Source organism: Aeribacillus sp. FSL K6-1305 (genome assembly GCF_038050115.1).
GTDB classification, from domain to species: domain Bacteria; phylum Bacillota; class Bacilli; order Bacillales; family Aeribacillaceae; genus Aeribacillus; species Aeribacillus composti.
This window is the reverse complement of record NZ_JBBOQV010000001.1, coordinates 866,377-886,200: the sequence shown is the minus strand read 5'-3', so window position 1 is coordinate 886,200 and position 19,824 is coordinate 866,377. Positions and strand designations below refer to the sequence as shown.

At 38.4% G+C, this 19,824-nt stretch carries 20 protein-coding genes; 12 read left to right on the top strand and 8 right to left on the bottom strand.

Going from position 1 to position 19,824, the window contains the following annotated elements:
• Positions 1–83 precede the first annotated feature (83 nt).
• Complete coding sequence (locus NST97_RS04145) at positions 84–296, top strand: hypothetical protein (RefSeq protein WP_066251603.1); 213 nt, start codon at positions 84–86, stop codon at positions 294–296.
• 294 nt (positions 297–590) lie between these two features.
• Positions 591–1,118 carry a nitroreductase family protein gene (locus NST97_RS04140; protein WP_066251605.1) on the top strand — a complete coding sequence of 176 codons (528 nt, stop codon included), beginning with the start codon at positions 591–593 and terminating at the stop codon, positions 1,116–1,118.
• A gap of 79 nt (positions 1,119–1,197) precedes the next feature.
• Here NST97_RS04140 and NST97_RS04135 read toward each other — a convergent pair whose 3' ends face one another.
• On the bottom strand, positions 1,198–2,070 hold the full coding sequence (locus NST97_RS04135) for a LysR family transcriptional regulator (RefSeq protein ID WP_066251606.1): 873 nt from the start codon (positions 2,068–2,070) through the stop codon (positions 1,198–1,200).
• Between the two features lie 144 nt (positions 2,071–2,214).
• Between NST97_RS04135 and NST97_RS04130 the strand changes: the two genes are divergently transcribed.
• From NST97_RS04130 to NST97_RS04110, 5 genes are all read left to right on the top strand, one after another.
• The gene (locus NST97_RS04130) at positions 2,215–3,360 is read left to right on the top strand and encodes an AbrB family transcriptional regulator (RefSeq protein ID WP_066251609.1); all 1,146 of its coding nucleotides are present in this window, start codon (positions 2,215–2,217) and stop codon (positions 3,358–3,360) included.
• Positions 3,361–3,452: 92 nt separating this feature from the next.
• Positions 3,453–3,731, top strand: a complete 279-nt coding sequence (locus NST97_RS04125) for a YciI family protein (protein WP_066251612.1) — start codon at positions 3,453–3,455, stop codon at positions 3,729–3,731.
• Positions 3,732–4,026: 295 nt separating this feature from the next.
• Entirely contained in the window at positions 4,027–4,983 is a 957-nt protein-coding gene (locus NST97_RS04120; protein WP_063387799.1) for an alpha/beta hydrolase, read from the top strand.
• The gene (locus NST97_RS04115) at positions 4,980–5,522 is read left to right on the top strand and encodes a helix-turn-helix domain-containing protein (protein WP_063387800.1); all 543 of its coding nucleotides are present in this window, start codon (positions 4,980–4,982) and stop codon (positions 5,520–5,522) included. Before NST97_RS04120 ends, NST97_RS04115 begins: the two co-directional genes overlap by 4 nt.
• A gap of 301 nt (positions 5,523–5,823) precedes the next feature.
• On the top strand, positions 5,824–7,071 hold the full coding sequence (locus tag NST97_RS04110; protein ID WP_341342956.1) for a restriction endonuclease subunit S: 1,248 nt from the start codon (positions 5,824–5,826) through the stop codon (positions 7,069–7,071).
• A gap of 156 nt (positions 7,072–7,227) precedes the next feature.
• On the opposite strand, the gene NST97_RS04105 is transcribed toward NST97_RS04110, so the two are convergent.
• Complete coding sequence (locus NST97_RS04105) at positions 7,228–7,566, bottom strand: helix-turn-helix domain-containing protein (protein ID WP_063387802.1); 339 nt, start codon at positions 7,564–7,566, stop codon at positions 7,228–7,230.
• A 174-nt stretch (positions 7,567–7,740) separates the two neighbouring features.
• On the opposite strand from NST97_RS04105, the gene NST97_RS04100 reads away from it, so the two are divergent.
• The 4 genes from NST97_RS04100 (at position 7,741) to NST97_RS04085 (ending at position 13,866) form a co-directional block, all read left to right on the top strand.
• Positions 7,741–8,463: an EAL domain-containing protein gene (locus tag NST97_RS04100; protein WP_339192860.1), complete on the top strand. Its 723-nt coding sequence runs from the start codon at positions 7,741–7,743 to the stop codon at positions 8,461–8,463.
• 337 nt (positions 8,464–8,800) lie between these two features.
• A complete protein-coding gene (locus NST97_RS04095; RefSeq protein WP_021292746.1) occupies positions 8,801–9,970 on the top strand; it encodes an ISL3 family transposase in 1,170 nt (389 codons plus the stop codon).
• 212 nt (positions 9,971–10,182) lie between these two features.
• Positions 10,183–11,931, top strand: a complete 1,749-nt coding sequence (locus NST97_RS04090; protein ID WP_341342955.1) for a methyl-accepting chemotaxis protein — start codon at positions 10,183–10,185, stop codon at positions 11,929–11,931.
• A 690-nt stretch (positions 11,932–12,621) separates the two neighbouring features.
• Positions 12,622–13,866 carry an HAD-IIA family hydrolase gene (locus NST97_RS04085; protein WP_341342954.1) on the top strand — a complete coding sequence of 415 codons (1,245 nt, stop codon included), beginning with the start codon at positions 12,622–12,624 and terminating at the stop codon, positions 13,864–13,866.
• Between the two features lie 539 nt (positions 13,867–14,405).
• On the opposite strand, the gene NST97_RS04080 is transcribed toward NST97_RS04085, so the two are convergent.
• The 5 genes from NST97_RS04080 to NST97_RS04060 form a co-directional block, all read right to left on the bottom strand.
• A complete protein-coding gene (locus tag NST97_RS04080) occupies positions 14,406–15,038 on the bottom strand; it encodes a response regulator transcription factor (RefSeq protein WP_063387805.1) in 633 nt (210 codons plus the stop codon).
• A complete protein-coding gene (locus tag NST97_RS04075; protein ID WP_063387806.1) occupies positions 15,031–16,077 on the bottom strand; it encodes a sensor histidine kinase in 1,047 nt (348 codons plus the stop codon). The genes NST97_RS04080 and NST97_RS04075 overlap by 8 nt, the downstream gene beginning before the upstream one ends.
• Entirely contained in the window at positions 16,074–16,808 is a 735-nt protein-coding gene (gene liaF / locus NST97_RS04070; RefSeq protein WP_066251251.1) for a cell wall-active antibiotics response protein LiaF, read from the bottom strand. Before liaF ends, NST97_RS04075 begins: the two co-directional genes overlap by 4 nt.
• Before the next feature lie 82 nt (positions 16,809–16,890).
• On the bottom strand, positions 16,891–17,535 hold the full coding sequence (locus NST97_RS04065; RefSeq protein ID WP_063387808.1) for a PspA/IM30 family protein: 645 nt from the start codon (positions 17,533–17,535) through the stop codon (positions 16,891–16,893).
• Between the two features lie 15 nt (positions 17,536–17,550).
• A complete protein-coding gene (locus NST97_RS04060; RefSeq protein WP_063387809.1) occupies positions 17,551–17,892 on the bottom strand; it encodes a lmo0954 family membrane protein in 342 nt (113 codons plus the stop codon).
• 134 nt (positions 17,893–18,026) lie between these two features.
• On the opposite strand from NST97_RS04060, the gene NST97_RS04055 reads away from it, so the two are divergent.
• A complete protein-coding gene (locus NST97_RS04055; RefSeq protein WP_341342953.1) occupies positions 18,027–18,446 on the top strand; it encodes a hypothetical protein in 420 nt (139 codons plus the stop codon).
• A gap of 348 nt (positions 18,447–18,794) precedes the next feature.
• Here the strand turns inward: NST97_RS04055 and NST97_RS04050 are convergent, their stop codons facing one another.
• The gene (locus tag NST97_RS04050; protein ID WP_063387811.1) at positions 18,795–19,772 is read right to left on the bottom strand and encodes a LacI family DNA-binding transcriptional regulator; all 978 of its coding nucleotides are present in this window, start codon (positions 19,770–19,772) and stop codon (positions 18,795–18,797) included.
• Positions 19,773–19,824 lie beyond the last annotated feature (52 nt).

The following is a 19,824-nucleotide window of genomic DNA, read 5'->3' as shown; positions in this document are numbered from 1 at the left end:
TTCAATGACGAGTAGTTCACAAATCTCTAATGTTCCAGTACCAACAAAAAAATGTTATTATTGGGTAAAAAGGAGAAACATGTATGTCAAAAGAATCTGTTTCAGCTTTAGGGTATATACTTATTTCTATTGTTTTGATAATTTCAATTTATTTGTTAATTGAACCCAATTCACTAGTGCCTGAAGCATATAAGCTGGCTGTTGATGGTTATGTAATTGCTAGAACTTTAGTAATTCTTTTTATCTTGTATTTAGTGTCAAAACTAGGATTTTTATTTATAAATAAAAAAAATTAACTTCAAACTGTGAAATAATTAAAAAGTAAAGTGAATGGCTCTGTCGGTATCATAAAGCTGCCATTATAGACAGCAGCATCTAAATAATAACGCTGTTCGTCCATTCCTATATTTTAATTTTTCGGAATGAAACTTCCTAAGTTTTGGCTAAAATGATTCTTTTGTGGATCCATATGAATCGATATAATGATTCCATATCATGTATTGAACAGGAGAGGGAAAAAATCGTTTATGAAAAGGTACATTCATACGAAATCAAAATAGGCGAAAAAATAGAAAGAAGGATGAAGGTGCATGAACGTTTTTGAAGCTATACAGAAAAGACGTGAAATGACAAAGTTTCTAGATCAGCCTATACCAAATGAACGGTTGGAGCAAATTTTAGAAGCAGCTTATTTAGCCCCTTCTGGGAACAATCTGCCTTCCAGGGAGTTTATACTTATAACAAATCGTGAAAAGCTTGATGAATTGGCAAACGCCACGCCTTTTGTTTCTTGGTTGAAAGAGGCGAAAGCGGCCATAGCCGTTACAGGCTGCCCGGAAGTGAGCAAATATTGGCTGCAGGACGCCTCGATCGCATGCGGTTTTATATGGCTGACTGCAACTGAATTAGGTTTAGGGGCTGCTTTTGGTGCGATATATCACTCACAGGATCAAGCAGAATCAAAAAAACGGGAAGACTTTGTCCGGACAGCCTTAAACATTCCATCAGACCGCCGCGTAGTTGCAATATTAGGTTTAGGTTATCCTGAAAAGGAACCGCCCGCAAAAGAAATGGTTCGGAAGGAATCTATTATTCATTATGAACGGTTTCAAACGTAATTACGTTTGCGGAAATTTTGAAAAACCTTTTTCCAAGCAACATATGTAAGGAAAAAGGTTATACGAGTGTCATAGCATTTTATGGAATTTTTTGAAAATCGAGCTTTTCCATAAACTCGACAAACGCTTTCACAAATTTCAGTTGGATCGATTCCTTGTGATAAAACATCCAAGTTTTTCTTAAAATGGGCTTCCCATTTTTCGATTTCAGATCGATTTTATAAATATCGTCGGCATCATCTAAAATCAAGCTTGGCAAAATAGCGTAACCTAATCCGTTCAACACCATTTTTTTGCACGTATCTGCTTTATCGACTTCGATGCTGATCAATGGTGGTTGGGAGTAATTCTCAAACCACCAATTGTCCACTGCCGTTTTTAGCAAGGGATCCATCCGGTAATCAATTCTCGGCAAATTTGGAAGCTCCCGGAGATCTATTTTGTCTTTAGAAGCAATACAAATGGATTCCTCAAATAGTAATCGTTTTTGATCGTTCCAGCTGTAAGCTCCTTTTACGAAAGCGACATGGACTTCGTGGCTGTGGATCAAATGGGCTATCTCGCTGCTCGAGCCTGTCAGGACCTTAAATTCAATGTCGGGATACTCGTTTTTAAAAAGCTTTAAAAGACCGGGGAGTTTATAATCTGTAAAGTAATTGGAAACCCCTAATCTTAATGTGCCGGTTACTCGGTTCTCCATGTTCACAACATTTTCTTTTATTTTTTGTATTTTCAGCAGCATTTGATTCGCACATTTCGCTAAATATTCTCCTTGCGGGGTAAATTCAACTCCCCGCCTTCCTCGATGAACAATCTGTACACCGAATTCCTTTTCAATTTGCTGAAGCCGGTTTGTTAAAGCTGGTTGAGAAATATATAAATTTTTTGCAGCTTTTGTAATGTTTTTTTCGTTGTAGAGAACTTTCAAAATAAGCCAGTCTCGATCATCCATCGTCATCACCTCTCTTTTTCCATCAATAATTTTTATAATCATGCATAGATTATTGATATTTTATTTATATCTAAAAAAAGTATACAATATGTTTGTAGCAAGTTCGAATGCCGCAAGATATTTTGTTTAGAAAGAAGGATTGAAATGATACGAACGAAAGGTTTCTTGCGCAATGTTTCGTTTATTTTATTCAGCAGTATTGGAGGATTGCTTTTATCTCTAACAGGCCTTTCCATCGGCTGGATGCTCGGAACATTGGTGATGGCAGGGGCTTTTTCATTTTGGAGCCATACCAATTCAACATCGTCCGATGACAAGTATGTTTTGCCCCGATTTTGGATGAATGCTGGGCAATTTATTTTGGCGATTGAATTAGGGCAAAAAATCAATTTAACGGTTATAGATATTTTTAGAGATCATTGGATGTCCATCATGACAATGCTTCTCTTGTCCATTGTTTTCTCGCTGCTGTCTGGACTCGTTTTGTGGAAGTTCAGTCATACAGATTTATTGACTAGTTTGTTCGGAACGGTGCCCGGGGGCTTGTCTGTTATACCAGGCATAGCAGAAGAAGTCGGGGGCAACATTGGTGTCGTCAGCATTATACAAACGATGCGGGTATTTTTAGTAGTGCTTGTGATCCCGTTTCTTGTTTCTTCATTTGCGGTCCATTCTGAGAAGCTTGAAGTTTCGAACAACCAATCAGCGTTCATTTTTCCTAGCTTGGAAATGGACGAAATGATTTGGACGGCAGTATTGGCACTAGGGGCATTGGCAGGGTATTACATTGGAAAGCGGCTGAAGTTCCCTGCACCTTGGCTCGTTGGCGGAATGCTTGGTGCTGCTAGTATTCAAGCAGCCGGCTCATCATTTGCAGGCCACAACTTGACTCCATGGTGGCCGAACATTTTGATCATAGCGGCGCAAGTTTTCATCGCTGCAAGCATCGGCTCGAAATTTCATAAAAAGATGTTTACAGGGCTAGGGAAAACAATGGCGGTTGCTTTATTCAGCACGATTGGTTTAATTCTTTCCTTGTTTATTTGCGCTTTTATTGTTTCAAAGCTGACTGGAATAACCTTTGTCACAGCAGTTCTTGCATTTGCGCCGGGCGGTATTACGGAGATGGCTACAACAGCCGCTGTACTTCATGAAGATTCAACATTTGTTGTGGTCGTTCAAGTACTGCGCATTGTGTTAGTATGCATCGCAGTACCTCCATTGATCAAACTGCTCCATCAAAGAAGATTGCGCAATAGAGCACATTCGCATGCAGCAAGAAATATTTGATTGACATTAGGAACTTAAGACATGAAGCTTTTCAAGACTGACAGCTTCAAGTAAAATGGTAAGCGATGAATCTAATAGAAAGAGTGGTTGAGATGAAATATTTTGTCGTATTATTGCCGATGAAAGATGAAGAAAAAAGCAAAGCGTTTCGGAATGATCACTTGAATTATTTAGAGCAGAAAGGAAAAGAAGGAAAAATATTTGCAAAAGGCAGATTTACCGACGGCACAGGCGGTATGGTGATTTATCGCGCCGGCTCTTTTGAAGAGGCCGAAAAGCTTGCGAAAGAAGATCCATATGTTGTGACTGGCGCTAGAGGGTATGAGATTCACGAATGGGAAATGGTCAGCGACGCAGTGCTCCCAAATTAAGATTTTGATAGGAAAGCCGTTGTAGAATGATAGAACATTTGCATCGGTGCTGTCCGTTAGTCTCTAAAATAAATCCCTTAGAGAAAAAGAGCTGTTTTTCTCTAAGGGCTTTTGTATGTTTACGATTTTTCTCAAAAAAACAGTTCGCAGATGCCGGCTGCTTTCAATATGCTGTGGGCTGAAGGCACAATTCTGATAACATTTATATGCAAAAAACAATCATCAGAATTTTCTTGACTTATTTGTTATTATTATCGATAATGATAATAATAACATAAATAAAGGAGAAATTAACATGATTGAACAATTTATCAGCTTTCAAAGCTGCGGATATGAGTTAAAAGGAACGTTATCCGTGTTACAGAACAGCCAAAAAAAGCCGGCTATTCTCATTCTTTCCGGTTCTGGTCCGTTGAATCGCGACGGCAATGATGCAAAAGGAAAATTCCAGTTGAATATATATAAGCAATTGGCATCATTTCTTACTTCTTTAGGATTTATCGTGTTGCGATATGATAAAAGGGGAGTTGGTGAAAGCGGCGGCGATTATTTATCTGCAGGAATGTGGGATTTCGTCCGGGATGCAGCTAGCGCTGTACAATTTTTAAAACAACATCCGCTTGTTGATGAAAATCGGATCATTGCCTTGGGGCACAGTGAAGGAACAACATTGGCAGTTGCTTTAAACACCTTGGAGAAAATGGATGGGCTCATTCTTCTCTCAGGGGCAGGGGAGCGGCTGGAAGAAGCTTTAACGAGACAGAGAAAGCTTGTGTATGAAGCTTTAAACAATGTAACAGGTTTAAAAGGAAAAATGATCCGCATGTTTAACATCGAGCAAAAAAACGAAAAAAAGGCGAATGCCCTTTTTGAAAAAATCATGCAATCTGATCAAGATGTGATCAAAGTTGGTTTTCAAAAAATAAATGCTAAATGGTTTCGGGAGCATTTGCAATACGATGTGCTCGAAGATTTGAAAAAAATAGAATGCCCTGTTTTGGCCATTACCGGTGACAAGGACGTTCAAGCTGATCCGGAAAAGCTCAACCGCCTCCCCGCTATAGTGAAAGGGGAGTTGGAATATTATATGATTCAAAATATGGATCATTTATTGAAAAAACAAGAAGATGAGATTAATATGTTGAAAATGAAAAAAAATTATATCAAAAATGCGGATCAACCGCTTCACGAAGAGCTTTGCGACCATTTGCAAAAATGGTTGAACAAACGGTACAATGAGGTGTTTTCATGATTGAATCAAAAGCTGCTTTAATCTTGCATCCGGTACGGATTCGGATCATTCAAACATTGATCGGAAAACGCTTGACTGTGCAGGAAATAATGGAGTTTCTGCCGGAAGTTCCGCAAGCATCCTTGTACAGACATTTAAAAAAACTTGAAGAAGCAAAGCTGATTGAAATCGTTGAGAAAAGAAAGATAAGGGGAACAATAGAAAAAGTTTATGCCTTGCCGGATGAAACGATTGGGCTCGAAGACAGCGATTTGCAGCATATAAGCAGAGATGAACATTTGAACATATTTATGAGATTTATCGCCAATATTTTAGCGGATTATGAGAGATATTTACGACAAGAACAAATCGATCTCCTAAAAGATGGAGTGGGATTTCGGCAGGTTCGCTTTTATGCAAGCGACGAAGAGTTTTTTCAATTTGCTGAAACTGTCAACCGAGCGATGAAAAAGCTAATGGGAAACCAGCCTGCTCATAACCGAAAAAAAAGAATTTTTACATCTATCATCATGCCGGAAGCAGAAGAAAAATTAAAATAGTGCGGTCTTTTTTATCCGCTTTGATTGGAAATGAAAAGCTAATCAATATGGATCAAAACAGGAGGATTATGTTCTGAATGAGCTATAACTAGAAAAATTGGGGAAGCGATCTGATTGTTGCTTCGGAATTGTCATGGGGCTGTCCAGAAAGTCAAAATCCACTGAAAACGAAACATCATAAGCATTGATATATCAACGTATCAACGTTTCTAAAACATTAAAGGGGCGTCTATAAGCCGGAAAATCGACTTATTAGACTGCCCCATAAAGTTTCAAAATTAATGCATGTGGAGGAATTTATGTGGCGAGCTGGAAGAAAGTTCGGCTTGGTGAGATTGTTCAAATAAATCCTGAATCATTAACGAAACAATTTCCCTTTCAAATGATCGATTACATCGATATTTCGTCTGTTGGAACAGGCGAACTGAGGGAGACATCGCAATATTTGATTCATGAAGCGCCCAGCAGAGCAAAAAGGCTGGTTCGAGCAGGCGATACAATTCTTTCGACCGTCCGTCCGAATCGAAGATCCTTTTTGTTTTTAAAAAATCCGAAAGAAAATCAAGTTGTATCGACCGGTTTTGCGGTTCTTCGGCCTACGGAGCATATTCATCCGAGGTATGTGTATTACCTTATTTCCAATCAATCTTTTACAGATTATTTAGTTTCTCAGGAACAGGGAGCTGCGTATCCGGCTGTCAGCATGGATTCTATTAAAAATGCGCTCGTATTGCTGCCGGACATGCGGACGCAAGAGAAGATTGCGGACATATTAGGAACAATTGATGATAAAATTGAACTGAATATCAAGATAAATAAAACGATCGATGAAACGATCATGACACTTTACAAATACTGGTTCATAGAGTTTGGGCCTTTTAAAGATAGAGGGTTCGAAATTTCTGAATTGGGAATGATTCCGAAAGGATGGAAGGCAGGAACATTAGGTGAAGTTATAGACTTACAAAATGGATATGCTTTTAAAAGCAAGGAATGGAAATGTGAAGGCATACCAGTAATAAAAATAAAAAATATTGTCCCGCCTTTCATCAACAAAGAAGATGCAGCATATGTAGATCCATCTTTATTCCATCGATTAGATCGTTTCAAAATTACACAAGGAGATCTGCTCATTGGGCTAACAGGCGCTGAAATCGGGAAATGCGGCATTTACTATTTTGAAGAACCCGCATTATTAAATCAACGTGTCGGCAAATTTTATTCTAGCGTGCATGAAATGAACACATTGCCATTTGTCTATGCCATAACTAAATTGCCGGATTTCCGCCAAAAAATTTTAGATCGGTCTACTGGATCTGCACAGCCGAATGTCAGCGCGGATGAGATAAAAAAAATGAAAATTGTGCTTCCGCCGGATGATATTTTAAAAAAATTTATACGTTTCACCAGCAATTATTATACGATGATGATACAAAATGCCAATGAAAATGACCGGCTCAAAAAATTGCAAAACGCTTTGCTGCCCCGTCTTTTATCAGGGGAGATGGATGTATTAGATGCTGAAAAGCATGTTGCTAACATGCTGTAAAATGATAAATAAGTTCCAAAAGAGGGGCTGTCTAAAAAGTCCATTTTAGTGTTTATGTTCTCTAATTAGAAACCCGAGAATGTTGATATGACAGCATTCTTGGGTTTTAATTTTGACTGAAAAACCACTTTTCGGTCAGCCCCTTTTGGAATGCTGCTACTTATCTTTCCAGTTCAATAGGAGATCAAGCATATTTAGTATGAATTTTTGATCTTCAACCGGCCTTGCCTGAAGTTTTGTAATAATTTGCGACAAAGTATAATCTGGTTTTTTTGAATTTGGTTGAATAGATTTAAATAATTCCTCTAAAGAAACCTCAAGCGCCGTTGCGATTTTGTTAATGCTTTCCAATGTTGCGTTTTTTTCACCTCTTTCTAATTGTCCAATATAAGTAGCATGTAGATTTGCTATATCTGCTAATTCTTCTTGACTCCACCCTTTCTGCTTGCGAAAATTTCGGATTCTTTCTCCGATTATTTGCTGTATTTTAGTCATGAACCGTCACTCCTTGGGGATAATAGTGATTCCTTTTTACAATCTACTATGAGAGTTAAGCCCCCAAGAGACTATTGATATTAAAAGTATTAAAATATATACTAAAAATATGAAATATAACATTAGACATTATCCGAAATAGGTCTATAGATAGACGTCTAGGAGGTTCTTCCATTGGTTAAATGGGAAATTAGAAGGATAAAAGAAATTATAGATAACAAATCATTTTGTCATTTTTTTCAACCTATTTATGAATTAAAAGAATCAAAAATATATGGATACGAAGCTTTGCTTCGCTGCAAATATTTTTCCGATCCGGAAATTTTGTTTCAAATCGCCCGTGAATGCGGTTTTTTATATGAACTGGATACTTGCTCCATTCACAATGCAATAACATCGATGGGAGACCTGCAGCAAAAGCTGTTTATTAACGTATTTCCATCGACGATTGTTCATCATTCTTTTACCCAATTTATAAAAAAAATAAACCTTTTTTTTCAGTCGACCGAAAAAGTAGTTTTTGAAATAAATGAAAGTGAAAAAATCGAAAATATTGAATTGTTGAAAAAAAATATTCAATTTTTAAAAGATGAAGGGTATAAAGTTGCCGTTGATGATTTCGGAAAAGGTGAAATATCGTTAGAAACCATTGTCGATTTAAACCCGCATTATATTAAAGTCGATCGTTCTTTAGGCCAAAATTTATATAATTCGGGCAAAAATCAAGATGTTATTAAAAAGCTTTTATTTCTTTGCGAACGTACCAATATGAAACTAGTTTTAGAAGGAATTGAGAAAAAAGAAGATTTAGACACGGCTAAAGCATTGGGGGTTCATTACGCTCAAGGATATTTATTAGGCGAGCCGAAGCCGATGAGGGAAAATACAAAAAAATAATTGCTGCTTATTCATAGTAAATGAATTAGAAAAATAAATTTTATCGGATCGAACATATAGACTATTTTCAGATTATTTTTGCTTCATTGACGTAAAAGAACCGCACTAAATGAACGATAAAATTAATGAAAACGCTTAAATAAAGGATTATCGGTTCATTATATTTTTGACCATATACGTTCGATGTTAGCTAAAAAAATACATATTTGACAATAAATGGCTCTTCACCACAAAATGTACTTGACAATCAGGTTGTTTTCTGATCAAGGGTACAAAAAATGCGAAATTTCCTGTATGGTAAAGGTGACCAAACCATCAACCATGGAGGAAATTTCGCATGCAATCTCAGTTTATCAAAGATTTGATCACTTTACCAGGCTTTCTTATTCATGGAGAACGAAAAGAGGGAGAACGATGGATTTTTGAACTTTCCCTCCCTCCTCATTGTCCGATCTGCCCGACTTGCTTCGGACGGACAACCAAAATATCATCGAAACGAAAACAATGGATTCATGGCTATACAAATACGGTCGGTTTATTTTGGATTGAACTTCCCATAGAAAGACGGCGTTGCCAAGCCTGTTTTCTGACGTTCACCGTTTCTTATCCGGGACTTCCGTCTCACAGTATCGCGACGGAATCGTTTCAACATTGGGTCGCCCAGTTATGCATCGGAAAAACGATTCAAGAAGTCGCTCGCTTGTTACAACTCGCCTATACGACAGTAGAACGCTGGTTTTATCAATATGCCCCGGCTCTTTTACCAACATCGAATCCTACAGTAGTATGTGTGGATGAATTCGCTTTCCGAAAGGGACATGATTACGGAGTAGCGGTGATGGATACACAGACTCGGAATGTCCTTTCCATTGCTTCTGGAAAAAATGAAGAAGCCATTGTGGAGGCGCTTCAACCCGTCGCCTCCAAAGTGAAGTATGTTGTCAGCGACTTGGCTCCTGCCATGAGAAAAGCCATTGAAAAGGTATGTCCAAAAGCCATCCATGTTCTTGACCACTTCCATGTGATTCAGTTATTCACCGATGCACTGGAACGTTGTCGCAAATACCTTGCCAAAGGCGGAACCAAACATGGAAGCGTTCGCCGCGTGTGCCGATTGTTAAGCCAACGTCCAGAAAAATTAACAGAAGAAGAGAGACAGGAAGTTCGACAATGGTGCCAAGAAAGTGCTTATTTACGTGATGTCTATCAAGCACTTCAACATTTCCGTTACGTATCCAAAAGCCAAACAAGAAAGCAAGCCGAAACTCGTTTGACCCAATGGTTTGACCGGTACCTTTTTAGCGACTGTGCCGCCGTACGTAGTATTGCCAAGGCACTCATCACCCGAAGAGACGCAGTGCTTTCTTGCATCGTTTTTTCTTACTCAAATGGTCCAATGGAAGGAATCAACAACAAAATAAAATTGATCAAAAGGCGAGGATATGGGTATCGAAATATCCAGCGTTTTACTTTGCGTGTCCGTCTAGAGACCTCTATCACATTTTAACGTAAAAATCAAGTACATCTTTTGGTGATGAACCCAATAAATGATTAATTAACTAAAAAAAGTATGTTTAGAGGCCGATAATTAAAATGTCAAGCAACCAATTTCGGATTTGGGGAGTGAAAATGGATGGAAATGAGTTCGTAACGCTTTTCTAAGAGGAAAGAACTAAGTCTTTAAAAAAATTATGGCATAACAAAGGGGTAATGATTTTCATGAAAAAGAAATTTCAATTCACGATACGTATGAAGCTAATGACCATTTCATTTCTATTATTAACGATTCCGTTAGTCATTTTAGGCTTGTTAAGCTATCAGAAAACAACTTCCAGTTTAAACAAGCTGGGGGAAAAGAACTTAAAAAATAGCGTCGAAATGACCATTGAGTTAATCGATGCGTTAAATAAAGAGGTTGAAAAGGGAACATTGTCTTTAGAAGAAGCGCAGGAACAGGTAAAAGTTGCGATATTGGGGGAAAAGAATGCTGACGGCAAACGGCCAATTAATAAAAATTTTGATTTAGGCGAAAACGGATACATGTATATTATCGATCAAAAAGGAACTCTTATTGCACATCCAGTTATAGAAGGCAGACAAGGCTGGAATGACGAAGATTCCAAAGGCGTAAAATTCAATCAAAAAATGATTAAAACCGGAAATGAAGGCGGCGGTTTAACTTATTACGAATGGGCTTTGCCTGACAACGAAAATCGAATTGAAAAAAAAGTCGCCTATTCAAAAACTGATCCTCATTGGGGATGGGTTGTATGTGCGGGCACGTATTTAATGGATTTCAATCAGCCGGCTAATGATCTTCTCGTTTTTTTAATGATTGTCATTGGCGCAACGATTGTGATTGGATTTTTCATCGTATGGCTGTTTTCAAACAGCATTTCCAAACCAATACACGCCGTATCTGAGCGCATGCATTTGCTGGCTAATGGAGATTTAACACAAGGTGAAATAAAAATCCGTTCGAAAGATGAAACACAAAATCTGGCACATGCCATAAATCAGCTACAAAATAAACTGAAAGAAATGATTACAAACATTTCGAATGCTTCTGAAGTACTGACAAGCCACAGCGAGGAGATGACCCACTCTGCAAATGAAGTGAAGGCCGGATCAGAGCAGGTTTCAACCACCATGCAGGAATTGGCATCAGGCGCTGAAACGCAAGCAAGCAGCGCGAGCGACATGGCAGCAAAGATGGAGGTATTTGTCGAAAAAGTTCAAGATGCCAGCGAAAAAGGGGAGCATATTGAATCAGTCTCCAGAGAGGTGCTTGAAATTGCCGGCAAAGGAAATAAACTAATGATGTCTTCTACCGAACAAATGTCGAAAATTGACGAAATTTTTCAACAATCTGTTGATAAAGTGCTCGGTTTAAACGGACATTTGCAAAAAATTACAAAACTCGTATCAGTCATACAAGGAATTGCGGACCAAACGAATCTTCTAGCATTAAACGCAGCGATTGAAGCGGCAAGAGCAGGCGAAAACGGAAAAGGCTTTGCAGTAGTTGCAGATGAAGTAAGAAAGCTCGCTGAACAAGTTTCCGTCTCAATCTCAGACATAACAAGCATTGTCGACAATATCCAAAATGAATCAAAGAATGTAGTTGATGCTTTAAAGAGCGGCTATCAGGAGGTTGAACAAGGAACAGAGCAAATTAAAAATACAGGCGCAACATTTCAAACGATCAACAAAGCTGTTACGGACATGGTTCATCATATTCAAACAATTGCGAACAACTTGACGGAAATCGCTTCCAACAGCCGGGAAATGAACCGTTCCATCGAGGAAATAGCCTCGATCTCCGAGCAATCAGCAGCAGGTATTGAGCAAACCTCTGCGGCAGCCGAACAAACAAGCAGTTCTATGGAAGAAGTGGCGAACAGCTCCGAACAACTAGCGAAGCTAGCCGAAGAGCTGAATGAATTTGTACGGCAATTTAAGCTTTAGAAAATAGAAGAATGTGTTTGATTTTTTTGATATCAGAAGATGTATTTGGGTGGGGATAAATGTCCTCACCTTAAACTTTTGAGCGATACATAGACCAGCTCCCTGCAAAAAGGGGGATAAATGTTCAGTATTGCTGGCATTTAGAGGGGGAAGACAACTTGCATAAATGTCAGATCAAATACAGACCTTTCTTTATTAGAAAGGAGATCAGTCGTAAAAGCATACATTTGATTAGAGATTAGTTCTTAGTGTGCACGAATTGCACAGTCTTTTTGAAAAAACTTTTGTCTTATTGCTCAAATTCCCAATATTCCACATCACATTTTCTCCATTTAAACCGCCTTTTTGCTGCGTGAACGATAAATCTATTATAATCATATGTAGAAGTGGAAATAAAGAGAGAAGATTCTCCTCATACAAGCTCATGCAAACTTTCAAGCAAGGCAAATCGTTTTATTGAAACATCTTTTGGTTTGACAGCAAAAAAACTTCTAAAAGTTTTGCGCCAGTTTAAGAAATGGTTCATTGAGAGAACGATTGTTTTAACACGAGTTAGTTTTGAGGTACTTTAAATAAGTTCAAATCTTTTCGAGAAAACGATCACTTTAACTTAAATTAGCTTGCTGATGAGGAGTTTTTTTCAATCAGTTTGGTTCATGCGAAAATGGTTCACTAAGGAAGGATGATTTCATGATCATAGATGAATTTGACGTGTTTTTATTTGACCTAGACGGAGTGATTTACATAGGAGAAAATCCGCTTCCTGGGGCAGTTGAATCTTTGCGGCGCTTGCGTCAAGAAAAGAAAATGATTCGGTTTCTTACAAATGATCCTTGTACTACGAGAGAAAAAATTGCCGGACGGCTCAAGCGAATGGAGATTACAGCAAGTCCAGAGGAAATCATTACATCCGCTTGGTTGACAGCTCAATATTTGCGAAAACAAAATATTCGCAGTGCCTACGTGCTGGGGGACGATCATTTACAGCACGAGTGCAGTCAAGCAGGAGTAATGGTTGTAAAGGGTGAAGAGGAGGCAGAAGCCGTTGTTGTCGGCTGGAGCGGAAATGTATCTTTGTACGATATTCAGGAAGCGGTAAAACAAATACATAATGGTGCGAAGTTTATTGCAACGAATGCCGATATGAGTTTCCCTACTTCGAAAGGTCCTTTGCCTGCAACAGGAGCTGTTGCTGAAATGATACGAGCATCAACCGGGAAAAAACCGTACATTGTCGGCAAACCGAATCCATTTATGTTCCAGAAAGCGATTGAATCGATTTCGTCTAAAGCAAAAGTGGTTATGATCGGCGATAACCCGTTAACTGATATATTAGGTGCTCATCAAGCAGGGATTCAAGCGATTTTAATTTCCAACGGGAAGAATGCACCGTTTCCATCTCCCGGGGATTACCGCAATCCGGATGCGGTGATCGGAAATTTGCAGTCTTTATTTGATGATCGTGTCAAAATCATACAATGGCATCCGCGTGATTTTGCATGGCCGGAGCGGATCGAAGCAGGAGTGGCGGGAATTATTTTTAACGAACAGCAGCAAGTTCTCCTATTAAAACGGTCGGATAACGGACTATGGGGCATTCCATCAGGGCATGTAGAGCCGGGAGAAAAGGTGGAAGAAGCAATTATAAGAGAAATTTACGAAGAAACTGGTCTTGAAGTGGAGGTAACCCGGCTGATCGGCATTTACTCAGATCCGGATTCGCAAATTTTTTTATACCCAAACGGCGAAATCAGCCACTTTATTACAACTTGCTTTGAGTGCAAGATCATTGGGGGAAAGCTGCGCCAAAAAACAGATGAAACCCTTGATGCACGATTTTTCGATCCAAACAATCTGCCGGAAAACCTTTTAACGATGCATCCGAGATGGCTGCAAGATGCATTGGAAAAAGAGCATGCTCCATATATACGATAAAAGCCGGAATACTGTTGGGGGAAGTTGCGTCTTGTTCAAGTGTTGCGCTATGAAGATTATGAATCTTATTTTGCCCCCATCCTAAGCCTGGAAACCAAAAGGCTTATTGGATGTGCTATCTGCAAGGGAAGGCTGCTTTTTTTGCCTGTTGCATAAATGATCATAATAGGACTTTTGTTCACCTATTGTTTTTTTAAGAGAAAACTAGTTTTTGGCGGAAAACGAATAGGAGGATTTCTGATTTCTTTTATCGATTATTTCGATTTCCGCCATCGTTTCGCTTGAGATTTTTGAATTATTTTTAGCCGATTTTATCAAGCGTTAACATGTTTATTTTTGCTTTTGTCGACGAATATGCATTCATTTGGTAGATGAATAACATCGCTTACGTATGTGATCTTCTATTAGGTTGGGAAAACTAGCAATTTTTTTGTTTTGATTATATGTAAAATGATAAATAAATTTCGAATGAAATTTCCTGTATTTGTGCTTCGGTGAAAAACCATTCCACTTTCTCTTTTCTTCGCTTATTGCCAATTTTACTTGATTAGCGAATGCTTGAACGCATAAATGACGGCTTGGGTGCGGTCTTGAACGCCCAGTTTGCTTAAAATGTTGCTGACGTGAACTTTGACGGTTTTTAATGAAATGAACAACTCATCTGCAATTTCTTGATTTGATTTCCCTTGAGCCATTAAAAGCAGCACTTCCATTTCTCGGTTTGTTAATTCTTCATGAGGATGGCGGTTTTGTTTTTTATTCATTCTTGCCATCATTTTCGTTGTCACTTCAGGCTCTAAGACAGATTGTCCCTGATATGTTGAACGGATCGCATCGGCGATTTCGTCTGCTTTTGAAGTTTTTAACATATAGCTGACAGCACCGGCTTCAAGGGCAGGGTAGACTTTTTCATCATCGAGAAAGCTTGTGACAATAATGATTTTTGCCTCTGGCCATTGATGAAGTATTTCTTTTGTCGCTTCAATCCCGTCCATTTCCGGCATGACGAGGTCCATTAAAATAATATCAGGCTTTAATTGTAAAGCTAGTTCAATGCATTTTTTGCCATTATCAGCCTCGCCGACGATTTCTATGTCAGGCTGGGACGATAAAAAAGCCGAAACGCCGATTCTTACCATTTCATGATCATCAACTAGTAATACTTTAATCATTTTTATCACCTTCATCTGTTAACAACGGTACTTTTATTTCCAATCTAGTTCCTTCATGAGGGACACTGACAATTTGCAATGTTCCGCCGATTTCGGCTGCACGTTCATACATGTTTTGCAAACCATATGCTCCTGATTTTGCCGATTGAACGTCAAATCCTACACCATCGTCGACAATCCGTAAAATGGCCATATTTTTCCGTTTGATCAGCAATACTTCAAGTGTATTCGCTTTGGCGTGGCGAAGAGTGTTTGACACCGATTCTTGCAAAATGCGGAATAAATGGTCTTCAATCCCTTTATCTAGAGGAAATTGCTCTGTCTTCCATTGGATGTTCATCGGCACCTTTTGCCGCAGCTCTGTGAGCAGTTCTTCAATTCCAGTTTGCAAAGATTTACCTTTTAAAGGGACAGGCCGCAAATGCAAAAGAAGAGCGCGCATTTCAAGCTGGGACTGCTGAATAATTTCTTCAACTAAATGGATTTGTTTGCTCGTTCCTTCATCGATTTTTTCCTTGTTTCCTTTAACAGCAGAAATGAGCATCGAGGCCGCAAACAAGTTTTGACTGACAGAGTCATGCAGCTCGCGTGCCAGCCTTTGCCTTTCTTGTGAAATGATTTCTTCCAATCTTTTTTCTTGTTCTTTTGCGTTTTCACCTGCAAGTTTTTGCGTTAATTTCGTCTGTTCAATGAGATGATGCTGCACTTGGTCAATTCGAAGGTTGATTTCATCTAATTCTTTAATGTTTATATGTTCATTTTGTTCAACCGTTTCTCCTTTTGTTATTTTTTTTAGTTTGTCTTCAATCTTGTGTAGTTTATCTTTAAAAGGAAGTCCGAATAGAATGCCGAAAAGCAAGCCGATGGCGCTGCTGATTACGAACGTGAAGAGGATAAACGGAATATCAAGAATTTTTTGTTTCCATAGTAATGTCCAATTAGGAAACAGGAACGTAAGCAAAAGCGAAACAGTGAAAAATAAAAAAGTGACTACTGATGTTACTAAGCAGATAATAATTTGTCTTTGCAATACATTCATGTTCTTTTCACCTCTATTCTGCCAAAGGTTATAGAGGTGATGATTTTCACTTTTTGGGCAGATTCATGATAGTTTTTGGACTCATATCGAATTGTTTCGTTCCATACATTCGGTTCACTATAATCAAAAATGGAGTAGGAGCCGATGAAACCGGAATGGTGGACGGACACTTCCAGCTCGTAAGGAACAATTATTTCGATATTGCCGATAAGCTTTCGGATGACAATCACCGCTTCACCTTTCGGAAGAATCGTATAGTTTAAATCTATTACTGTATCGCCGATGCCTGTTTGAATGTTGACATCGTTCCATCTGTATATTTGTTCTTCGGTTCGCTGCGTTCCGAACAATCTGTTTTGAAAAAGAGGCGTTTTGGAAAATGTCTCTTCTTGCGAGAGGATTGGATCTGCTTCTTCAATTTTAGGAGACTTTTTAGCAGCTACCTGCTTGTTTTGAACATAGTGAAAAATAAAGTAAATGAAAACAGCAAATAGAAGCAGTCGGAATGTAAACATATTGAAAAAAGATAGAACGCCGCCGATTATTCCGATCCAAAATAACAATAATCCTGATTTTTTCGGCATTCTTTTTCTTCCAATATATACGCAAAAAATCATCATCATTAGGAAGAAAAGGGCCTCACCATTGAAAAATAAAAGCTCTGCGATGAATAAGATGATGCCAATGACGAAAATCCATTTTGTAAAATCTATTTTCGATTGATGAAACACGAGGCTCCTCTCCTTCCTATTAGTGTGAACATAAATATGGAAAGGCGTAGAGAACTACGCCCTTATAGCATAACAATTTACGTTAAGAATTTGAATCCGTTTCTTGATTTTTTAATTCTTTTTCAAGCTTTGCGATTCTTGCATCAAATGTTAATGTATCGTATCTGTTGTTGATTCGATTTTCCAGTTCATCAAGGTAATTCTCTATTTCAGCAAAGCGAACAAAATGGTTCTTTTCGGAATTATGCTGCTCAAGAACTTGGTTGATCCGAGAGTAGGCGCGTGCAATATTTTCTCGTCCCATCAGCTCCATGCGCTTTATATGCATATCTTTCAATTTATGTTTCATTTCTTCATATTTATGTTCTAAGTCAATGAGCTGTTTCGTTGCTTGTTCAAGTGCTTGTTTTAATTTTGATGCACGCTCCTCATACTGCTGCTGCTCGTTGATGGCAAATTGATGCAATTCTTCTTCTTGCGCTTTCAACGCAATTTCGGCTTGATATTTTCTTTTTTCTTTTAAGTGTTCAGCATGGTTGTATTCTCTTAACAGCTCTTGTTTTAATAATCGTTGGCGTTCGATTAATTTTTGAACCTTTTCAACTTCCTTTTCACATTGGCGCAAATATTCATTTAATAGCGCAATTGGATTCCTTTGTTCCTGTTCATTCAATAAATCATGTAAATCGGCCATAATCACATTTTTTAATCTCGTAAATATGCTCATTTTTTTCCCCTCCATTTATTGTCGTTTTAGCGATTCCCATTGTTTTTCAAAATTGGTGAATGGATCGTCTGACACATACGGATCATTCGATTTTTTCCAATTATTAAAAATGAGATAAAGCACATATGCGGCGATTAAACCGAGAATAGCTGGGACATTTGCAGCTGAAACAGATAGTGCAATCAGCCCGACAATCCCCCAAAACCATTTTTTTGATTTTTTGTCGGATTTCACAAATTGTTTAAACGAAAAGTATAGAACAAGCAAACTGATAAGAAGTCCGACGATTGAGCCGAGATTGGCGATTAAAACTATTGCGGCTATTGCACCTGCGATGAACAAACCAATTTTTTTCATAATTTGAATGACCTCCTTTCAATTTTCATCTTACCTTTTGTGGTCGCTGCTCATAACGAACCTGAGGCATATTTTGAACTACGACTTGAGGCGTATTTCGATTTCCTTTCAATGATTATGTTCTGCTTAGGATCATGGTTAGAAGGGAGGACGGGGCATGGGAAACATTGATCAATCTGTATAAAAAGCACGCCATTATTGATTTAATGCGATATTACACCGTGATGAATTTGTTAATGATCTTGTTGTTTTTCTTCCGTAATCTAGCGGATGTGCCTTGGCATTTAATTTTATTCGCCTTGCTGCTCGGGTTGAATTTTTTGCTGATTGGTGCGTTATTGATTTTATTGGTCAAAAATGTAGAAATGGCGTTCGGATTCATTGCCATTTATACGGTTGTCGAATACGTGACAAACGGCGAACTTATACCATGGCCGCACTTTTTTTACAAATTCAACTCGATGGCTGACGGAAATGAAGCGTTTGTTTATGCAGCAAATATTTTGAGCATCGTGATCGCAAGCTTGCTGATAAGAAGAAAATTAACGGAGTAGGAAAATTGTTTTAAAAAGCGGTTTGGGGAAATAACGCTCCAATTTTAAGGATTTTCATTGCTATGCAATTGAAAACATCTGTAAGGCCATTTGTGATTGACGTACACTTTGCTGTCGGCCAAAAAGGGGAGTAAGTATGCAGACAAGCTGTTAACCAGCTTTGAGTAGTAATCGATGAATTTCACACTGAACGTCAAAAGAAAACGGAATATGGAAAAAGACGCATGCAAATCGTCAAAATGATTACAAAATCAAATGAAAAATCCTGCCAAGCTGCTTCGGTTTTTGCAGATGATCGTTTGGCAGGAATGATTTGAACTCTAAAGAGGGGGCATCCTTCTTCATGGGTTACACAGTTTTCCGCTCAATTAACCGAAAGGGGAGAGTCATCTTCTTATTTGTTTGCTCCCGTTTTTCTTTACAATGAATAATCGATTGCACCGCAAGCTTCCCCATTTTTCTTATTGGGATTTCAATAGTAGTGATTCCCATGATGTCGGCAATAGGCTGATTATCAAAGCTTAAGATGGCAATGTCTTGAGGAATCTTTATTTTATATTGTTCGGCACTTAATAAGATACCTGCTGCCACTTGATCGTTTGTAACAAAAAAGGCAGTCGGTTTTTTCTCTAAATGCTGAAGCTTTTCCATAAGCTGTTTGCCGTCAGTGATCGATAGGCATTTGTCGAAGATCCACTCGCTTCGAATCGGTTCGCCTAATTCCTTCATTTTTGTTTTATAGGCTTTTCTTCTTTTTTTACTGTTTGGCCCTTCCATTCGTCCTAAAGTAAATGCAATTTTCGTATGACCTTTCGAAATTAAATAGTCCAAACCAAACTGAAATGCCTGTTCATGCGGAATGCTCAAAGAAGGGAAATGGCTTTGGTCTGAATCTTCGCAAAGAACGATCGGTCCAGCATTTTTATATTCTTTCAATACATCAAAGGAAATGGCTCTTGAACAAAAAATGACACCATCCAATAAGGTTCCCCGCAACAATTCCAATGCTTCAAGCTCTTTTGCTGGTTCATAATTCGTTTGAAAGAGAACAAGCTGCAAATGATGCTTGATCGCTTCCTCCGAAATCCCTTCCACAATGCTGCTAAAATAAGGATGATCGATTTTAGGCAGGACGACGCCGATCAAATTTGAAAAGCCTCTAGACAAGTGGACTGCATGAATGTTCCGTTTATAGTTGATTTCTTCTATCACTTTTAAAACCGCTTCTTTTTTTTCGTCACTGACATATGGATGATTATTTAAAACTCTCGAAACCGTTGTAACAGAAACACCTGCAAGCTTTGCAATATCACGAATCGTTGCCATGAAATATCCCTTTCTTTTAAAAATCCTTGACCTGAAACGCGTTTCATACATT